Below are 17,606 nucleotides of genomic sequence, written 5' to 3' on the forward strand. Positions count from 1 at the left end.
AAAATCTTAGAAAAATTAATATTGTATAAAATTAATTTTTCTAGTTCTTTTTCGAGTTATTAACTTTGCTTTCTGACTTAAAATATCCAAGATCTATCATTTTTTGATAAATCTTTGCCGTAGCAACACCTGAGCTTATAGTTCTTCCGCTGTGTTCTACCAAAACAGTAACCACATAACGCGGTTTAGAATAAGGCGCATAAGAAGTTACCCAAGCATGCGATCTTGTATAATACTTAAGTTGCTTTTCATCAACTCTATTTTTATCAGCTTGAGAAAAACCTACCACTTGTGCAGTTCCTGTTTTAGCAGCAACTTTTACTTCTAAATTACGCAAATAATGATAAGAAGTACCACCTTGCTCATTAGCAACTGCATACATCGCATCTCTTATATAGGGAAGTTGGCTTTTTTCAAAAAGAGTGAAAATTTCATTACTATCTTGTGTTTTATCTTCTGTGATGCTATTATTATTTTCTACACTTTTTAGAAAATGGGGAATAACTTCACCGCCTTTTGCAATTTGAGCTGTATATCTAGCAATCTGCATAGGTGTAGCCAAGAAATTTCCTTGCCCTATGGAAGTATTTAAGGTATCGCCTTGAAACCAAGCTTGCTTATATCTTTGCATTTTCCATTCCCTGCTTGGCAAGATCCCCACAAATTCATTAGGTAAATCCACACCAGTTTTAGCACCAAAACCTATGCGCGATAAAGTACGACTTATTTGATCTATACCCACTTGTAAACTTCCATCATAAAAATAAACATCACAGCTTGCTTTTATCGCATGTTTTAAATCTACAGCCCCATGCCCTGCTCTATTCCAACAACGAAAAAATCTCCCACCAAGCTCTATGCTACCATTACAAAAAAATTGGGTTGAGGGATTAATACTTTTTGAATTTAAAAAAGACAAACCAACGCCCATCTTCACAACAGAACCTGGGGGATAATATCCGTTAATAAGCTTATTTGTAAAAGGATGATCAAGATTATTAGAAAGCTCGTCCCATTCTTTATAAGAAATTCCAGTTACAAAAGGATTTAAATCATACTCAGGAAAACTTCCTGCTGCCAAAATAGAACCATCACTAATATCCATAATGATAGCAGCACCCGCATTACCTTCAAAAAGTTGTGTTAAAAAGCTTTGAAGTTCTATATCTATGGTAAGTTCTATATCATTAGAAAGTGCCGAAGTATAGGAAAGCTGCTCCACTTCTTGATTTAAAGCATTAACCTTATAAACTTTAGTTCCTTTTTCTCCCTGCAAAACATCATTATAATAACGCTCTATTCCGCTCTTTCCTGTAAAATTAGTCAGCTTTGCAATTTCATTTTCTTTAATATCTTGTAAGTCTGCCTTACCTACATAGCCTATAATATGAGAAGCTAATTTTCCAAAAGGATATTTTCTTTGCCCTGCAGGATCTATGCGTATATTTTCATTTAAATTGAGTTCTGAATAATGCTTCATCATTTCTTGTGAAGGTATAAAATCTATAATTTTAATAAAATCTTGATTATAATAAGAGTCATTTTTCTTATAAAGTTCAGCAAGCTTGGTAACATTTAAATCAGGAAAAAATTCTTGGAGTTGATTTAATTCTTTTTCCAATACACCTCTATTTGCTCTTTTTAAAGTTAAATAAGGCTTAATAGAAATACTAAAACCCAAATCATTAATCGCCAAAGGAGTACCATTACGATCTGAAATTTGACCACGAGTAGGAGCTATAAATTCGGTTTTTACAGCGTTTTGCTTGGCGAGTTCTTCATAATACACATTTGATTTTATACTTAGATAATATACACGGCTTAACAAAAATATAAAAAACAGCAGTATAAAGCCAACAACCAAACGCATTCTCATTAAAACTTACTCCTAAATAGCATATAAGCAAACAAACACTCAAACATAATCGATATCATATAGCCAAAACTTGGCATTTTAAACTCTTGATCTCCCACATAAGAAAAAATAGCATCCAAAACAAAAATAAAAGCATAAACACAAAGAACGAGTATAACGGGGATAATTTTTCCTATTTTAAAATTTGTTTTAATCCAATCCGCGCAAGTATAATAAAAAATAGCAAAAGCAAACCAAGAAGAAAATAGAAAAAAATCGTAAGTTATATCTGTAAAAAACAAAAAAAACAAAGAAAAATACCATCTAAAATCAAGCTTATTAAATGTTTTTTGTCTTTCTTCTAAAAGAAAATACATATAGCAAAAAAATACACCATAAAGCAAAGGCATATAAAAAAAAATAGAACCTAAAATTTGATATAAAATACACAAAAAGCCTAAAAAAATATAACTTCCATTCAGTTTTACTTTATATGTGCTGATACTTTTTCTCATTTTATAAACCTAAAGTTTGCTTAATAATTTCATGTTCTAAATCATCAAGTCCCATTTTATTTAAATTAGATATCAAAATAGCATCTTTAAAATTATTTTTAAGTTTAGCTTTTTCGCTTTGATTAAGCTTATCACATTTTGTAAAAACCTTTAATATTCTCTGATCAGGCTTTAAAAAACTTTTTAAATACTCATCTAAATTTAAATCAATATCTAAATTCGTATGTCTTGAATCAATCAAATGCACAAAAAGTTTAATCGAACTTCTCAATTTTAAAAACTCATCCAAATTTTTATTCCATATTTCTTTTAGATTTTTTGAAACCTTCGCATAACCAAAGCCAGGCAAGTCAATAAAATGAATACTGAATTTATCCTCATTTTTTTTACATAAAACTTCAAAAAAATTAATCAATTGCGTTTTTCCAGGAGTAGCAGAACTCTTGGCGAGTTTTTTTTGTTTACATAAGGAATTAATCAAAGAACTTTTTCCCACATTTGATCTTCCTAAAAATGCCACTTCGCTAAAATGAGATGCAAAATTTTTATCGAATTTATCCAAAGAGCTGATAAATTTAGCGCTTATTATCATTTTGTTCTAAATCAAATATAAATCGAGCAGGCTTTTTATCCTTGCTTTCAACACGATAAACATTATTTCGTTTATCTACTACTATCCTATCTCCATAAAGTTTTTGATTGCTTTCAAGCTCGTTGATATAGGCATTTCCGTCAATTTCATAAATATCTTTAGCTACATTATAAATAAATTTATCCCCACTTCCCTTATAGGTTTTTCCCTTTAAAACGATTTTAAAATTAGCATTTTGCACAGCTTCATAACGAATAGGTTTGCGATTTTTATCTGTATATATAATCACTTTTTCAGCAGTTAAAACATCATCGCCCCTTATGATTTCAACATTACCACTGAGTATGCTTTCGCCCTTGTTTTCATCTGAATAAAAATTTAAGGCCTTAACCTCTATCTGGCTAGCTAAAGATATGCTTATACTCATCAAAAATAAAATTATCTTTCTAACCACGCATTCACTCCTTGAACTTGTAAAATTTTCTTTTCCACATCGTAGTTTAGAGTATTTCCGTTAATAATACTTCCATTTATCAAAGCTTTAAATCCTGTATCCGTGCTTAAAATTTTATTCTTAGGCTCATATTCAACTTTATCAGCAAGTATTTTAGTATTATTAGAGCCTATATAAGTTACATTTCCCTCAAACAAAACCTTATCCATTTCCTTGCCTTTAAGTTCTAGTTTATTTGCACTTAAATTAAAATCCAAATTGAAATTAACAAAATTATCAAACTCATCTTTATCTACATAACGCGTCCAAGTTTGTGCTTTGTAATATGATTTTACATTACTTGCATTAAGCTCATAAGCATTTAAATTGAAAGCTTCGATATTTTTAAAATTTAAAGCATAGGATTTAATATTTAAAGAATAAGGATCTTGCAAACTTAAAATTGTAAAAGTAATAGTAAAAAGCGCAATCAAAATTCCAAATATTCTTATAGCCAAAGCTTATCCCATTCCTCTTGCATATTATTTTTCTTTATAATATATTCTATCATTTGAGCCACAGCTGCTTTACCACCTTTTTTATCAAGTGTGATATCGACTTTTAAATCTTTATGTGCATCCTTAGGTTTAAAACTAAGACCTACATTTTCAAGTAAATTTTTATCATTAAAATAATCCCCTATAGCCGCACATTGAGAAAAATCCAAATTCAGCTCTTCTAAAATTTTTTTAGCACAAGTTAATTTATCTTTAACACCTTGATGCACAATTTCTATCTTCAAATCCTTAGCACGAGCACTCACACAAGGACAGTTTCTTCCAGTAATAATAGCAATTTTTTTACCCAATTTAATCCAAGCTTCGATAGCCGCACCATCTTTGACATCAAATTCTTTAATCACACTTCCATTAGAAGTGTAGATGATTTTACCATCTGTAAGACAACCATCTACATCTAAAAATATCAATTCTATCATTTTTACTCACGCACAACAAAAGCACCAGCAAATGCACCACTTGCCGCAAAATCTCTTGCTTCCTCTTCACTTCTAAATCCTGTCAAGAAAACACGACTCAAACCATCAACTGAACTTTTGCGTATAGTTGAAGAATACGTTCTATAAGTTTTATATCTAGATGCTATAGTTTGAGCTCCTGATGGGTTTTTAAACGCTCCAATTTGCACCATAAAATTTCCACCCTCATAGATTTGACCGTTATTGGCAATTCCACCGCTAGTTCCATAATTTATATTTGAATGAACGACATTATTACCTGAATTAGCCGAACCAAAACCTATAACCTCAAGTCTTACAGGTGCTGTTCCTGCAGCAATCATATCGATTTGATTTGCAGCGCCCTTGGAAAGATCTATAATTCTATTATTTACAAAAGGACCTCTATCGTTAACACGCACGGTAACTTGGCGGTTATTATTTAAGTTGGTTACCTTTAAAATGGTATTCATAGGCAAAGTTTTATGAGCTGCGGTTAAACCATTTTGATTATAAGTTTCTCCATTAGAAGTTTTTTTACCATGAAAGCCTGGCCCATACCAACTTGCTATACCATCTGCTGTTTCACCTACTGATACAACAGTTGGATAATAAGTCTTGCCATTTATGGTATAAGGTTTCATAGTCCCCTTACTTCCAGAACCTGAGGGACTACTATGAAAATCGTTGCTTGGATAATATATTTGTGCTGAACCTACGCTAGAAAAAAGACCTCCAAAGCATCCGCTAGAAAAAGTTGCAACTAAACTAGCGGCTAACAACTTTGGTAAAGTTTTCTTTAGCTTTTGTTTTATAGTTTGCATTTTTATTCTCCTTAATAGGTATGATTAATTTTTGATTAATGCTTAAGTGATTTTTAGCGATTTTATTCAATTCTCGAATTTGCTCTACGCTAGTATTGTAAGTTTTAGCGATTTTATATAAAGAATCACCTGATTTTACAACATAAACTTTAGTCATAGGTATAGTTGTATCCACTTTTGCAAGCTTTTCAACTTTAAAATTTTTATCAAAAAAAGCTACTTTATTTAAAGGAATATACATATAATATCCCTTACCTGGAGGAGTGAAACCATGTTTAAATTGTGGATTATATTTTTTAAAAGTTGCTAAGTCCATATTTAAATTTTTAGCTAAATCTTTTAATGCAACTGAAGAAGGAGCATCAACTTTTGCAAAATCATTATTTAAAGCGTAATTAACCAAAGAGCCATCTTTATCAAGTAAAAAATCTCTGTCGTTAGCCAAGAAAGCTAGAGTTAAAATTTTACGTATAAAATTTCTAGTTTCCAAAGAAAGATATTTTTTATCAGAATCAAGCAAAATTCTTAAATCATCACTTCCTGCTTGCTTTATTGCTTGACGCAATTTTCCATTTCCACAATTATAAGCTAAAAGTGCTAAATACCATTTGCCAAACTCTTCTTTTAAACTTTTTAAATAATGAACCGCAGCATATGTAGACTTCACAGGATCGCGTCTTTCATCAACATAAGCATCAATTCTAAGTCCTAAATTTCTTGCTGTTGGTTGCATAAATTGCCACACGCCTACAGCCTTAGCATTAGAAACACTATGTGCTTTTAATCCCGATTCTACCATTGCTAGATATAATATTTCTTCTGGAACTTCTTGCTGCGCTAGAATTTTTCTTATCATAGGAGTAACTTTTGAGAAATTTTGTATACCATCAATCAAAGTCGGTGCATGCTTCGATCTTAAATCCTGTTGACTTTGCACAAAAGCCAAATCACTTATAAAACTTGGATCAATATCTAAATTTCTTAAAACACTCATTTGTCTTTCATAAAATTCAGGAGTAGTAGTTTGCGCAAAAAGAAAGTTGTAAAATAAAATAAAACATAATATAATTTTTTTCATATTTAACCTTTAAAAAATAATCTATAAGAATTTTCCAAACAAATCCCTAAAAGCTCTTGTCTTGGTAAATCAAGAATTTCACTCATTTTATTGGCCACTAATTGAGTCAATAAAGGCTCATTCCTTTTACCGCGATAAGGCTCTGGAGTAAGATAGGGCGCATCTGTTTCTAGCAACAATCTATCTTTTGGAATTTGTGGTAAAATGTTTACTAAATTTTTAGCATTTTTAAATGTCAAAACACCACCGATTCCAAAATAAAATCCATCATTGCTAAGGCGCAATAAATGTTCGCTTGCATTAAAACAATGCAAAACCCCTCCAACAAGATCTTTAGAATGTTCATGTAAAATTTCATAAGTATCGTTATTTGCTTCGCGAGAGTGGATGATAACAGGCTTTTTGAATTCTTTAGCTAGTTCAAGTTGGGCTACAAAAAGTCTTTTTTGCTCTTCTTTTTCTTTTTCTCTTTCTTTAAAATCTTCACTTTTAAAACGAAAATAATCAAGCCCGCATTCACCTACAGCCACGCATTTTTCATCTTTTAAATACGCTCTTAGAATTTTCTCATCAAAACCTTCTAGCTCATAAGGATGTACGCCTGCGGCAAAAAATACATTTTTATATTTACTAGCAAGATCTGCCGCATAAGGCAAATCTTTAATATCTGCGCCTGGTATGATGATTTTTTCTATGCCATTATCAAACGAATGTTTTAAAAGCTCGTTTAAATCCTCTTTAAACACTTCACTATCTAAATGACAATGAGTATCGACGATCTTTAAACCATCTTTAAATTCAAGATTTAAGAACATACTTCTACTCTATCTTTACCATTGGCCTTAGCTTGCGAAAGTGCTTTTGAAGCTTTATCAACTAAGGTTTCAAATTTATCTCCACTCTTAGCAAAAACCACTCCTATGGAAGCGGTAAAAAAGACTTCATCCAAATTGACTAAAATTCCAGCTTTTTTTATATTGACTCGAATGCGAGAAAGAATTTTAATCGCCCTTTCTTGTGAAATATTCTTTAATACTATGCAAATTTTTTCAGCACTATATCTACCAACTATATCACGTCCTTTGGTTTCGTTAATAATCTCATCAGCACAAATTTTGACGATTTTATCCCCTACTTCATAGCCATATTCTTCATTTAAATTTCTTAAATTGTCTATATCCAAGAACGCAAAAGCAAATTCTTCTTCTTTGCATGCAATTTCATTTAAATAATCCTCAACACAATTCAACAAAGCATTGGAATTTTTTATCCCGGAAATAGGATCAAGATTGTTATAAATACTTAAAAACTGCATATTGGCCATATAATGAAGACATTTATCTAAGCGACAATTTAAACTTTCTTTGCTTAAAGGTTTTACCAAATACTCATTAGCCCCACTTACAAGCAAACTAGCCTCTAAAGCATCATCTTTGTCGCCTAAAATAATTACACCCAATTCGCTATCGCTAAAACGAGTTCTTACCTCACTTAAAAGCTCGCTTCCACTGATAACAGGCATATTTGCATCAGCAATAATAAGCTTTATATCATTATTATCATTTAAATAGCTCATTGCTTCCTCGCCATGAGCAGCAGCCAAAACACTAAATTTTCTTTGTGTGAGAAGTTTTTTTATTTCATTACGCTCAGAAAGTTTACTTAGGGCTAAGATAACCTTGGTTTTAGCATAGTGTTCAAGCTTAACAATAGAATCTATGATCTGATCTATACAGGTATCGCTTTCTTTAAAGATATAATCTAAAATATCTTTATCCATAAATTTATCTCTTGTAGCTTTATCATTACTTGCAGTCAATACAATAACAGGCCAATTTTTCGCCAAGAGATAATCCACCACTTCTCCATTAGGTGCATCAGGCAAGCATAAATCTGCAAAAGTTAAAAAATATTCATCATCGGGCAATGCTTTAACTTCAGCAAGGCTAAAAACAATATCAACTTCACGATTTAAAGTAGTTTGTATCTTTTTAGCTAAAAGCTTTCCAAGCATTTTATTATCATCAATAAGTAAAATTTTTTTATTCATAATCTATAAAAATACCTTTTTTTAAAACTAAATCTTTATAATAAAATTAAAAAAATCCCAATTCTAACACAAACAAATAAAAATTCCGCTTAAGCTTTAAACAAAGTTTTAGCAAATTCCAAAGCTTCATCTGTAATAGTCTCGCCACTTATCATTCTTGCTAATTCTTTAATTCTCTCTTCATTCTTAAGTTTTTTAACTGTGCTATAAGAAGCATTTTTTTCAACCAAAAAATGATTATGAGCTTTTGAAGAAAGCTGTGGCAAGTGAGATATAGCAAAAATTTGATAAAAAGCAGCAAGCTCATTTAAAACATTGGCTATACTCATCGCTTCCTTACCGCTTAAATTAGCATCAATCTCATCTAAAAATATTATCCCTGTGCCTGAATTTAAAATTTTACACTCAGTAGCAATAAAAGCAAGTCTTAAGCGATTAAGTTCACCTGAGCTTAAATTTTTTAAATTTGCAGTATTGATACTTAACTTGATCTCATCTTTTCCCAAAGAGGTGATTTTTGAAGTATTTACTAATTCTAAACTCACATTTTTCATATAAAGATTTTTTAAATAATCATTTAAATAATCCTCTAAAGTTTTTAAATTTTGCATGCGAGCTTGAGTTAATAACTGGGTATTTTGATTTATTTTCTTTTCTATTTTTTCTAGTTTTTTTTCAAGTTCTTTTTTTTCAAAGCTTAAATTATCATAATGAGCGAGTTCATTTTTTTTATTTTCTAGCACTTCTAAAGCATTTTCTATACTCTCATAACGCTTGATCAAAGAGGATAAATCCTCGATTCTATTGAGTACTTCTTCTATATCAAAATCCAAATCTTCGATTTTTTCATTTTCGGCTATGATACGAAGTTCATTTAAACATTCGCTAAAAAAACTTGTATCTTTTTCACTGAGATTTAAAGCATCAATGACTACTTTTTCTAATTCAAAAATAGCACTTGCCTTTTCCCAAGCTGCTTCTATTTTGTCTTTTTTTGATAATTTCTTTTTAAGATTTAAAAGCTCTTCGTATTCTCCGATTTTAGGATTGATTTTAGAAATTCTTTCAATCTGTGTGCTTGCTAATTCTTTAAGCTCTTCAATCCTTTTTTCCTCTTCTAAAATTGTAGTCAATTCTTCTGAAATTTGAAGCCATTGTTTATAATCGTCTTTAAAATGAGATAAAAAATCTTCAAATTCAGGATTTTTCGCACATTCTAAAGCATCTAAGAGATTTAAAAATTTCTCATTACTAAATTCATTGATTTCTTTGGCGCTTAGGTATTTAATAAATTTTTTACTTAGATGAATCAAACTTTTTTTAGAAATGCTTTGATTATTGATAAAATATTTCGCATTCTTATCCTTTAAAAGTTTAAAAACATTTTCATCTTCACTTTCTATGCCGTATTCTTCTAAATCTATCTTATCATCAAGTGCAATCTCAACAAGCTTTGCCTCACTATCGCTTAATGCAAAAGCAGACAATATACCCTTAAAAAGTACAGACTTTCCTGCTCCGCTTAAACCCGTAAAGACTGTAAGTCCTTGAGAAATTTCAAGCTCAACTTCTTTAAAGCCAAGATTTTCTTTCATTAAAACTCTATTTATCATCAATGTCCCCAATTCAATTTTTCTCTTAATATCTGAAAATAATCTCGATTTTTAGGATGTATAAGTGCCACACTTCTATCGCTAAGCCCCACCTTAACACTTTTAAAATCATTCATTTTGTAATTTTCTTGTCCATCTATACTAAAAATACAATCTTTCGCGCCTATTTCAAGATCAAAACCCTTAGGCAATACTATAGGACGTTGGGTTAAAGAATGCGAACAAACAGGTGTGAGTATAAAAGCTTGTGCTAAAGTATAAACTATAGGTCCATTTGCACTTAAATTGTATGCTGTAGAGCCTGCTGGAGTAGCTACTATAAGACCATCTCCAAAATATTCATTAAATTTTTTAGCTTTGCGAAATACCTCTATATGTGCCATAGAAGCTTTTCTATCCTTACTGATTACTACATCATTAAAAGCAAATTTTTGCGTGATTTGACCATCATTAGCTTCTAAAATAATACTCAATAAAAAAGGATTTTCTACCCTAAATTCTCCCCTGAAAAAAGCTTCAAAAAAAACTTCAGCTTCATCCACCTTAAAATCCGTTAAAAATCCTAAATGACCTGCATGAATTCCTAAAACCGCTTTATTGTGCTCACAAGCTTTTCGGCATAAAGAAATCAAAGTTCCATCACCCCCTAAGGAAATTACAAAATCCGAAAGCTCAAACAAAGTATCAAGGTCGTATTTTGGCAATTTTATATTTTCAGAACTTTCCTTATAAAGCAAAAGTTCTACACCCTTTTTTTCTAAAATTTCTTTTAGAGTTAAAATTTCCTTGTCTAAATTTGAATTTGGACGCGCCGCAAGCCCTATTTTTTTAATGTTTTTATAATCTATTTTATTTTGCATAAAAAATTATAACAAATCTTAGCTAAGCAAAAGAATAAAAATATTATAATTTTAACTTATATGTTAAAAAAATTAATTTTCAAGGAAAAATTTTGCGAAGTCATTACAACACAGACTTAAATTCTGCCCACATAGGCGAAGTAGTTAAACTTTGCGGTTGGGTCAATAGCTACCGAGATCATGGCGGCGTAATTTTTATTGATTTAAGAGATCGTAGCGGTATTATTCAACTTGTATGCGATCCAAATGATAGCAAAGAAGCTCACGAAATAGCCTCTCGCACAAGAAATGAATTTGTTTTAATAGCCGAAGGAAAAATTCGACCCCGAGGAGAAGGACTTACAAATCCTAAATTAAAAACCGGTGAAATTGAAGTGGTAGTAAGCAAGCTCATTATCGAAAATGAAAGCACTGTCCCTCCTTTTGGCATAGGCGATGAAAGTGTAAATGAAGAATTGCGTCTTAAATATCGCTTTTTAGATTTAAGAAATCCTAAGCTTTATGAAAATTTTGCACTACGCTCTAAAGCTTGTATAGCCGCTAGAAATTCTTTGGCAAATATGGGATTTTTAGAAGTTGAAACTCCTATCCTAACTAAAGCCACTCCAGAAGGAGCAAGGGATTATCTTGTGCCATCACGCGTGCATCAAGGAGAATTTTATGCCCTTCCTCAAAGCCCACAACTTTTCAAGCAACTTTTAATGTGTAGCGGCTTTGATCGTTATTTTCAAATTGCTAAATGTTTTAGAGATGAAGATTTAAGAGCAGATCGTCAGCCTGAATTTACACAAATTGATGTTGAAATGAGTTTTTGCGAGCAAAAAGATGTGATTGCCACAGCTGAAACCTTTTTAAAAGATATTTTCAAAGCTTGCGGTAAAGAAATCCAAATTCCTTTTAGACAAATGCCTTATAAAGAAGCTATGGAAAACTATGGAAGCGATAAGCCTGATTTGCGTTTTGATTTGAAACTGATCGATGTTATAGATATCTTTGCAAAGTCAAATAATGAAATTTTTGCAAATATTGCCAAAGACAGTAAGAAAAATCGTGTTAAAGCTTTACGCGTTCCAAAGGGTGATACTATCTTTTCAAAAAGACAAATGCAAAGATTTGAAGAATTTGTGCGCAAATTTGGGGCTCAAGGCTTAGCCTTTATACAAGTTAAAGAAGATGGACTTAAAGGTCCTCTTTGCAAATTTTTTAATGAAGAGGATTTAAACGAGCTTACCAAGCGTTGCGAACTTGAAGTAGGCGATGTAGTGTTTTTTGGCGCAGGAGTTAAGAAAACTGTGCTTGATTATATGGGAAGATTTAGAATTTTCCTAGCTGGAGAACTTAATTTAATCAACCCTGATGCTTTAGAATTCTTATGGGTAGTTGATTTTCCTATGTTTGAACAAAATGATGATGGAAGCTATTCTGCAATGCATCATCCTTTCACTATGCCAAAAAATATCGATGAGACTGACTTAGAAGAAATCTCATCTATCGCTTATGATGTTGTACTCAACGGCGTTGAACTAGGTGGCGGTAGTATAAGAATTCATAAAAACGATATCCAACAAAAAGTCTTTAAATTGCTTAACATCGATGAAGAACAACAAAAAGAAAAATTTGGATTTTTACTTGATGCACTAAGTTTTGGTGCTCCACCACACGGAGGTATCGCCATAGGACTTGACAGACTTATCATGCTAGTAACGGGAGCAAATAGTATAAGAGAAGTTATAGCATTTCCAAAAACTCAAAGAGCGCAATGCTTGATGACAGATGCGCCTTCAGTTGCTAGCAATGAAGCCATGAGAGAATTAGGAATCAAATTAAGGGAGAATGTAAAATGAAAGAATTATTTTTAATTATAGGTGCGCCAGGAAGTGGAAAAACTACAGATGCTAGTTTGATTGCACAAGCTGATGCGGATGTTACTCATTATTCTACAGGGGATCTTTTAAGAGCGGAAGTAGCAAGTGGTAGCGAGCTTGGTAAAACCATAGATGGTTTTATCTCTAAAGGAAATTTAGTTCCGCTAGATGTAGTGGTAAATACCATAGTTTCAGCACTAAAAACTGCTCCTACAAAAACAGTTATTATCGATGGTTATCCAAGAAGTGTAGAACAAATGGTAGAATTTGATAAGGTTTTAAGCGAGCAAAATGAAATTTGTCTTAAGGGTGTAATCGAAGTAAGAGTTAGCGAGCAAGTAGCTAAAGATCGCGTTTTAGGAAGAAGTCGTGGTGCAGATGATAACGAAGAAGTATTTTACAATAGAATGAAAGTATATACTGAGCCGCTAGAAGAAATCATTTCTTTTTATCAAAAGAAAAAACTTCATTTCATCATCGATGGAGAACGCACTATCGAACCTATCGTTGCTGATATGAAAGAACTGATTAAAAAAATTCAAAGTATATAAGGATAAAAAATGGACTTAAGCAAAATCAAAATCGGAGATATTCCAAACAAAATCAATGCTGTAATTGAAATTCCATACGGCTCAAGCATTAAATACGAAATCGATAAAGATAGCGGTGCGATCATGGTGGATCGCGTTATGGCTAGCGCGATGTTTTATCCAGCAAATTATGGTTTTATCGCAAATACCTTAGCTGATGATGGCGATCCTGTGGATATCTTAGTCTTAAATGAATACCCTATCCAAGCAGGCGCAGTTATTCCATGTCGTTTAATCGGTGTTTTAATCATGGAAGATGAAAGTGGAATGGATGAAAAACTTCTTGCTGTGCCTAATTCTAAAATCGATGCAAGATATGACAATATCAAAACCTATACTGATTTACCACAAGCAACTCTAAATAAAATCAAAAATTTCTTTGAAACTTATAAAATCTTAGAACCTAACAAATGGGTAAAAGTGCAAGATTTCAAAGATGAAAAAGCTGCTATTGAAATTTTAGAAAAAGCGATTAAAAACTACAAATAAATTCTTTATTTAGCCTTTTATAGGCTAAATCTTTAAGGAAATTCCCTATGAAAAATATCATTTTAGGTGGTGGATGTTTTTGGTGCGTAGAAGCTGCTTTTGAAAATTGCAAAGGCATTGTGCATACTGAAGTGGGCTACACAGGTGGAAACGATAACCCTAGCTATGAAAGCGTTTGCAATGGCGATGGTAATATAGAAGTAGTTAAAATCATTTACAATGAAGCCAAAATTTCCTTAGAACAAATCTTAAGCTTATTTTTTAAAATTCATGATCCAACTAGCTTTAACAAGCAAGGAGCTGATATAGGAATTCAATATCGTTCGGCGATTTTTTATGAAAGCCAAAGCGATAAAAATACTATAGAAGATTTTATAAAAAAAGAACAAGTCAATTTCCCACTTCCAATTGTCACACAAATTTACAAACTTCAAAGATACTACAAAGCAGAAGATTATCATCAACATTATTTTATACACAATCCCAACCAAAGCTATTGTCGTTTTGTTATAGCGCCTAAGCTAGAAAAAATCAAAAATTACGAGTGAAATTATCTTTTTAAGTTTTGAAAATTTTACTTTTTATTCACAGGCTTTTCACGATGTGATTTTCTTTTCAAAGTACCTAAAAATAGGACTTTAAGGTTTAAATTTTCCGAAAAAACATTTATTGTTTTTTAAGTTTTTTTGTGAATTTATTTGAAGATGTGAATAATTTTAATATATAATAAAATTTTAGCTTCTATACGAACTTAATCTTAAAGAATTGAAAATCAATTTTTCCTTAATTTAGCGATGAAAAACCCGTCATATTCCTCACAGGGCAAAATGCGTTTGCATTTAGAAATCTCCTCAAATTCTCTACTTTGCCCATTTTTAGCCAAAGCATTTTCTAAATTTATATCCAAAAGTTCTATATCAAAATCACTTCTTAAAGCATTTTCTATCACTTCTTCATTTTCCTCTTTGGTAAAAGTACAAGTGCTATAAACAAGCTCTCCACCTACTTTCAAAGCCTTGAGTGCAGAATGTAAAAGTTTTTTTTGAAGTTTGGCTATGTTTTTAATCTCTTTAGAACTTTTTTCTAATTCTAAACCCATTTTTGCTAAAGTAGAACAAGGTGCATCAAGTAAAATTTTATCAAATTTTAAGGGACATAAATTTCCTATATTTTTACCATCTTTCATAAAAACTCGAGCTTTTACTCCATAATTTTTCAAATTCTTTTGCAAAGTAAAAAACCTGTCCTTACTTGCCTCATTGCAAGCTAGATAGCCTTCATTTTGCATAAAATTAGCAAGATTTATACTTTTTCCACCAGGTGCTGCACACATATCTAAAACGCTTTGCCCTGCTTTTACATCTAAATTTAAAGTACACAAATAAGATGCATAATTTTGTATATAAAATTTAAATTCATTAAAAGCTTGCATAGAACTTAAAACACTTTTATTACAAGCCTTAAAAAGATAGCAGTACTCATTAAGCTTTTCATACTCTAATTTCAAATCTTGAAATTCTCTTTCAAGTGTTAAATTATCACATTTTAAGCGATTTATAAAACAGCATATTTTTTTAGGCAATTTAAAAGAATTTTTAAGATTTTCAAGCTCTTTATTATTATAAATACTGGCTAGATTATATTCCAAAATAATCCTTTATCATGATTAAAGCTGCTAAAGAGTCTAATTTAGCATCTTTTTTGCGTGTATTAGCTACGCCATACCCTAAAGCTTCTTTGCTTGTTCCACTTTCATCTACAAAGCGGATTTCTTTATCAAATTCAAGTAAAGATACAAAATGCTTAATGCGTCTTGTCATTTCTTCTTCGCTTGAACCTCCTTTGGGAATACCTACGATTAACAAAGAAATATTATGAATTTGGATTAAATTTTTAACTTCATTTGCAGCTTGGTTGCGGTTTTTTCTGATTATACCTTCTAAAGGAATGGTGATTTTATCTATACAAAGCGCCACGCCTATACGCTTTAAACCCACATCTAAAGCCAAAGCTCTCATACCAAAACCCTTATAAAAAGACCTTCTATGGAAATTTTTCCTTCAAGCTCGTACTCATAGACTTTTTCTCCATAAATTTGAGTTGCCTCATCCACGCTTACGCCCTGTCTACAAAAGTCTAAAAATTCATCCTTTTCTTCTTCTATAATACCAAAACAACTTACAAATTCTTTAAAATCTAAAAGTAAATTTGCATTTCTTTCTTGTAAAAGTAAATTTGTCCCATCGCTTTCATTTTTGCGTTGGGGTAAAACATATAAAGGTTTATTAAGCTCCAAAGCAAGCCTTGCACTTTGCATAGAACCACTTTGTAAATCTGCTTGCGCAACAACAACAGCTTCACTCAAAGCGATAATCAGTCTATTTCTAAGTAAAAAATCATAAGGTTTAGGCTTATAATGGGATTCATTTTCACTTAAAGCCAAAGCATTTTCATAAATTTGTTTTATAATTTTTTCGTTACTTCTAGGATAAATTTCATCAAGACCGTTAGCAAAAACCCCTATGGTGCTTGGCATAGCCGCCATACTTGCACTTATATCAACACCTAAAGCACCTCCGCTTACAACACTTATTTTTGAATTCTTAAGCAAGCTTGAAAGTTCAAAAACACAATTTTTAGTGTAAGTACTCATACGCCTAGAGCCTATAATGGCTATCTTTCTTTGTTCTAAGAGTTTTAAATTTCCTTTATAATAAAGTTTTTTAGGAGGATTTTTCAACTCTTTAAAAAGTTCTAGATAATTGCTTGGAAGTTCATTTTGCATAAATTTCACTTAAATACACCAACTCAACACTTTCAAGTAAATCTTTACTTTGCTCTAAGGCTTTAAAGGTATTTTTTCTAGGGTGTCCTATAGCTATCGCAAAGCCTTTTTTCTTAGCAAGATTTACCGCCTCCATGAGTTGTTTTTTAATATAAGCAACATCGTCTTGATTGTCTAAAAATACATCTCTTTGTATATAAATTTGACCTAAGGCTTTAGCTACTTTAGGTGCTTTAGAACTTGCTATGGTTTTAGAATCTACAAAGATCAATTCTTCTTTTTCAAAAGCCTTATAGAGTTTTTTCATTGCTTTTTCATCACTTGTAAATAAGCTTCCTGTGTGATTATTGATAAATTTTAAATCTTTAAAATCTTTTTTTATTTGTTTTATTTTTTTAAAAATACGCTTTTCACTATCGCTTGGATTTAAGGTATCAAGCTCAGGCTTAGTATAATTCATCGCCGCTAAAGGCAAGTGCACCATATAAAAATCAAATTTTAAAGCAAGCTTTGGAGTATCGATATGATTTTTATCAGGCGGAAAAAATGAAGGGATAAGCTTGAGTTTTAAAGCCTGTAAAGCCTTAACTTGACTTATATTTGCCATATCATCTATAATAATAGCAAGACGAGCTTGTTTAATTTTGCTTGAATTTGTATCTTTTATAAGATTTTCTTCCTTGCTTAGATTTTGATCTGGCACAAGGCTTAAATTTTCATCTATTTTGCTTAAATTTTGTTCTATAACACTGCTTAAATTTAAATCTTTGTTTTGTTGTTCTAAGATACTTTGATTATTTTCTTGGAAATTATCATTTTCATCTTTGTAAGGAATTTCTTTAAAAATACCCGAATGATTTTCATTAGATATATTTTCTTGCTTAGGTTCTATTGTTGTATTTTTACTAGAGTTTTGAGCAAATTTTAATGCATTTTGAGAATCTTGATATTGAATCAAAATTCCCAAAAATAAAATCACGCATATTAAAAAAAGTATAGCGATGATTAAGTAACGCTTGATTTGAATCAGTTTTTTTGACAA

At 31.3% G+C, this 17,606-nt stretch carries 20 protein-coding genes; 4 read left to right on the forward strand and 16 right to left on the reverse strand.

Translation table 11 applies throughout. The features are described from left to right. Positions 1 to 40 precede the first annotated feature (40 nt). From mrdA to AAID94_05970, 12 genes are all read right to left on the reverse strand, one after another. Complete coding sequence (gene mrdA / locus AAID94_05915; protein XAK23376.1) at positions 41 to 1,876, reverse strand: penicillin-binding protein 2; 1,836 nt, start codon at positions 1,874 to 1,876, stop codon at positions 41 to 43. Continuing rightward, the gene (locus AAID94_05920) at positions 1,876 to 2,370 is read right to left on the reverse strand and encodes a hypothetical protein (GenBank protein XAK23377.1); all 495 of its coding nucleotides are present in this window, start codon (positions 2,368 to 2,370) and stop codon (positions 1,876 to 1,878) included. The genes mrdA and AAID94_05920 overlap by 1 nt, the downstream gene beginning before the upstream one ends. A gap of 1 nt (position 2,371) precedes the next feature. Continuing rightward, complete coding sequence (gene yihA / locus AAID94_05925; protein ID XAK23378.1) at positions 2,372 to 2,962, reverse strand: ribosome biogenesis GTP-binding protein YihA/YsxC; 591 nt, start codon at positions 2,960 to 2,962, stop codon at positions 2,372 to 2,374. Then, positions 2,946 to 3,389, reverse strand: a complete 444-nt coding sequence (gene lptA / locus AAID94_05930; GenBank protein ID XAK24790.1) for a lipopolysaccharide transport periplasmic protein LptA — start codon at positions 3,387 to 3,389, stop codon at positions 2,946 to 2,948. Before lptA ends, yihA begins: the two co-directional genes overlap by 17 nt. A gap of 11 nt (positions 3,390 to 3,400) precedes the next feature. After that, positions 3,401 to 3,913 (reverse strand): hypothetical protein, encoded by a 513-nt coding sequence (locus AAID94_05935; GenBank protein ID XAK23379.1) that lies wholly within the window; start codon positions 3,911 to 3,913, stop codon positions 3,401 to 3,403. Beyond that, positions 3,904 to 4,392: an HAD-IIIA family hydrolase gene (locus tag AAID94_05940; GenBank protein ID XAK23380.1), complete on the reverse strand. Its 489-nt coding sequence runs from the start codon at positions 4,390 to 4,392 to the stop codon at positions 3,904 to 3,906. The genes AAID94_05935 and AAID94_05940 overlap by 10 nt, the downstream gene beginning before the upstream one ends. Positions 4,393 to 4,394: 2 nt before the next feature. Further along, positions 4,395 to 5,234, reverse strand: a complete 840-nt coding sequence (locus AAID94_05945; protein XAK23381.1) for a septal ring lytic transglycosylase RlpA family protein — start codon at positions 5,232 to 5,234, stop codon at positions 4,395 to 4,397. Next, positions 5,179 to 6,312: a transglycosylase SLT domain-containing protein gene (locus AAID94_05950; GenBank protein XAK23382.1), complete on the reverse strand. Its 1,134-nt coding sequence runs from the start codon at positions 6,310 to 6,312 to the stop codon at positions 5,179 to 5,181. Before AAID94_05950 ends, AAID94_05945 begins: the two co-directional genes overlap by 56 nt. A 2-nt stretch (positions 6,313 to 6,314) precedes the next feature. Further along, positions 6,315 to 7,127, reverse strand: coding sequence for a TatD family hydrolase (locus AAID94_05955; GenBank protein XAK23383.1), 813 nt, complete (start codon positions 7,125 to 7,127; stop codon positions 6,315 to 6,317). Beyond that, a complete protein-coding gene (locus AAID94_05960) occupies positions 7,118 to 8,362 on the reverse strand; it encodes a diguanylate cyclase (protein ID XAK23384.1) in 1,245 nt (414 codons plus the stop codon). The genes AAID94_05955 and AAID94_05960 overlap by 10 nt, the downstream gene beginning before the upstream one ends. Before the next feature lie 89 nt (positions 8,363 to 8,451). Then, entirely contained in the window at positions 8,452 to 9,975 is a 1,524-nt protein-coding gene (locus AAID94_05965; GenBank protein ID XAK23385.1) for an AAA family ATPase, read from the reverse strand. Further along, positions 9,975 to 10,835 (reverse strand): NAD(+) kinase, encoded by an 861-nt coding sequence (locus AAID94_05970; protein ID XAK23386.1) that lies wholly within the window; start codon positions 10,833 to 10,835, stop codon positions 9,975 to 9,977. Before AAID94_05970 ends, AAID94_05965 begins: the two co-directional genes overlap by 1 nt. A 92-nt stretch (positions 10,836 to 10,927) precedes the next feature. Between AAID94_05970 and aspS the strand changes: the two genes are divergently transcribed. The 4 genes from aspS to msrA are packed head-to-tail and all read left to right on the forward strand — an operon-like array spanning position 10,928 to position 14,327. After that, positions 10,928 to 12,679: an aspartate--tRNA ligase gene (gene aspS / locus AAID94_05975; protein ID XAK23387.1), complete on the forward strand. Its 1,752-nt coding sequence runs from the start codon at positions 10,928 to 10,930 to the stop codon at positions 12,677 to 12,679. Next, complete coding sequence (locus AAID94_05980) at positions 12,676 to 13,251, forward strand: adenylate kinase (GenBank protein ID XAK23388.1); 576 nt, start codon at positions 12,676 to 12,678, stop codon at positions 13,249 to 13,251. Before aspS ends, AAID94_05980 begins: the two co-directional genes overlap by 4 nt. A gap of 9 nt (positions 13,252 to 13,260) precedes the next feature. After that, complete coding sequence (gene ppa / locus AAID94_05985) at positions 13,261 to 13,779, forward strand: inorganic diphosphatase (protein XAK23389.1); 519 nt, start codon at positions 13,261 to 13,263, stop codon at positions 13,777 to 13,779. A gap of 47 nt (positions 13,780 to 13,826) precedes the next feature. Continuing rightward, positions 13,827 to 14,327, forward strand: coding sequence for a peptide-methionine (S)-S-oxide reductase MsrA (msrA, locus tag AAID94_05990; protein ID XAK23390.1), 501 nt, complete (start codon positions 13,827 to 13,829; stop codon positions 14,325 to 14,327). A 224-nt stretch (positions 14,328 to 14,551) separates the two neighbouring features. Here msrA and AAID94_05995 read toward each other — a convergent pair whose 3' ends face one another. From AAID94_05995 to AAID94_06010, 4 genes are read right to left on the reverse strand one after another with little or no spacing between them, the layout of a single operon-like run. Continuing rightward, complete coding sequence (locus tag AAID94_05995) at positions 14,552 to 15,427, reverse strand: RsmB/NOP family class I SAM-dependent RNA methyltransferase (protein ID XAK23391.1); 876 nt, start codon at positions 15,425 to 15,427, stop codon at positions 14,552 to 14,554. Next, complete coding sequence (gene ruvX, locus AAID94_06000) at positions 15,417 to 15,797, reverse strand: Holliday junction resolvase RuvX (GenBank protein ID XAK23392.1); 381 nt, start codon at positions 15,795 to 15,797, stop codon at positions 15,417 to 15,419. Before ruvX ends, AAID94_05995 begins: the two co-directional genes overlap by 11 nt. Beyond that, entirely contained in the window at positions 15,794 to 16,564 is a 771-nt protein-coding gene (dprA, locus tag AAID94_06005) for a DNA-processing protein DprA (protein XAK23393.1), read from the reverse strand. Before dprA ends, ruvX begins: the two co-directional genes overlap by 4 nt. Beyond that, complete coding sequence (locus AAID94_06010; protein ID XAK23394.1) at positions 16,554 to 17,606, reverse strand: divergent polysaccharide deacetylase family protein; 1,053 nt, start codon at positions 17,604 to 17,606, stop codon at positions 16,554 to 16,556. Before AAID94_06010 ends, dprA begins: the two co-directional genes overlap by 11 nt.

Origin of the sequence: Campylobacter coli (assembly GCA_039516895.1) — a bacterium.
In the GTDB taxonomy this organism is placed as follows: domain Bacteria; phylum Campylobacterota; class Campylobacteria; order Campylobacterales; family Campylobacteraceae; genus Campylobacter_D; species Campylobacter_D coli_B.

Coding starts and splice junctions, on each gene's coding strand:
- mrdA (XAK23376.1), bottom strand. CDS start 1,876: ATGAGAATGCGTTTGGTTGTTGGCTTTATACTGCTGTTTTTTATATTT.
- AAID94_05920 (XAK23377.1), bottom strand. CDS start 2,370: ATGAGAAAAAGTATCAGCACATATAAAGTAAAACTGAATGGAAGTTAT.
- yihA (XAK23378.1), bottom strand. CDS start 2,962: ATGATAATAAGCGCTAAATTTATCAGCTCTTTGGATAAATTCGATAAA.
- lptA (XAK24790.1), bottom strand. CDS start 3,389: ATGAGTATAAGCATATCTTTAGCTAGCCAGATAGAGGTTAAGGCCTTA.
- AAID94_05940 (XAK23380.1), bottom strand. CDS start 4,392: ATGATAGAATTGATATTTTTAGATGTAGATGGTTGTCTTACAGATGGT.
- AAID94_05945 (XAK23381.1), bottom strand. CDS start 5,234: ATGCAAACTATAAAACAAAAGCTAAAGAAAACTTTACCAAAGTTGTTA.
- AAID94_05950 (XAK23382.1), bottom strand. CDS start 6,312: ATGAAAAAAATTATATTATGTTTTATTTTATTTTACAACTTTCTTTTT.
- AAID94_05955 (XAK23383.1), bottom strand. CDS start 7,127: ATGTTCTTAAATCTTGAATTTAAAGATGGTTTAAAGATCGTCGATACT.
- AAID94_05960 (XAK23384.1), bottom strand. CDS start 8,362: ATGAATAAAAAAATTTTACTTATTGATGATAATAAAATGCTTGGAAAG.
- AAID94_05965 (XAK23385.1), bottom strand. CDS start 9,975: ATGATAAATAGAGTTTTAATGAAAGAAAATCTTGGCTTTAAAGAAGTT.
- AAID94_05970 (XAK23386.1), bottom strand. CDS start 10,835: ATGCAAAATAAAATAGATTATAAAAACATTAAAAAAATAGGGCTTGCG.
- AAID94_05980 (XAK23388.1), top strand. CDS start 12,676: ATGAAAGAATTATTTTTAATTATAGGTGCGCCAGGAAGTGGAAAAACT.
- ppa (XAK23389.1), top strand. CDS start 13,261: ATGGACTTAAGCAAAATCAAAATCGGAGATATTCCAAACAAAATCAAT.
- msrA (XAK23390.1), top strand. CDS start 13,827: ATGAAAAATATCATTTTAGGTGGTGGATGTTTTTGGTGCGTAGAAGCT.
- ruvX (XAK23392.1), bottom strand. CDS start 15,797: ATGAGAGCTTTGGCTTTAGATGTGGGTTTAAAGCGTATAGGCGTGGCG.
- dprA (XAK23393.1), bottom strand. CDS start 16,564: ATGCAAAATGAACTTCCAAGCAATTATCTAGAACTTTTTAAAGAGTTG.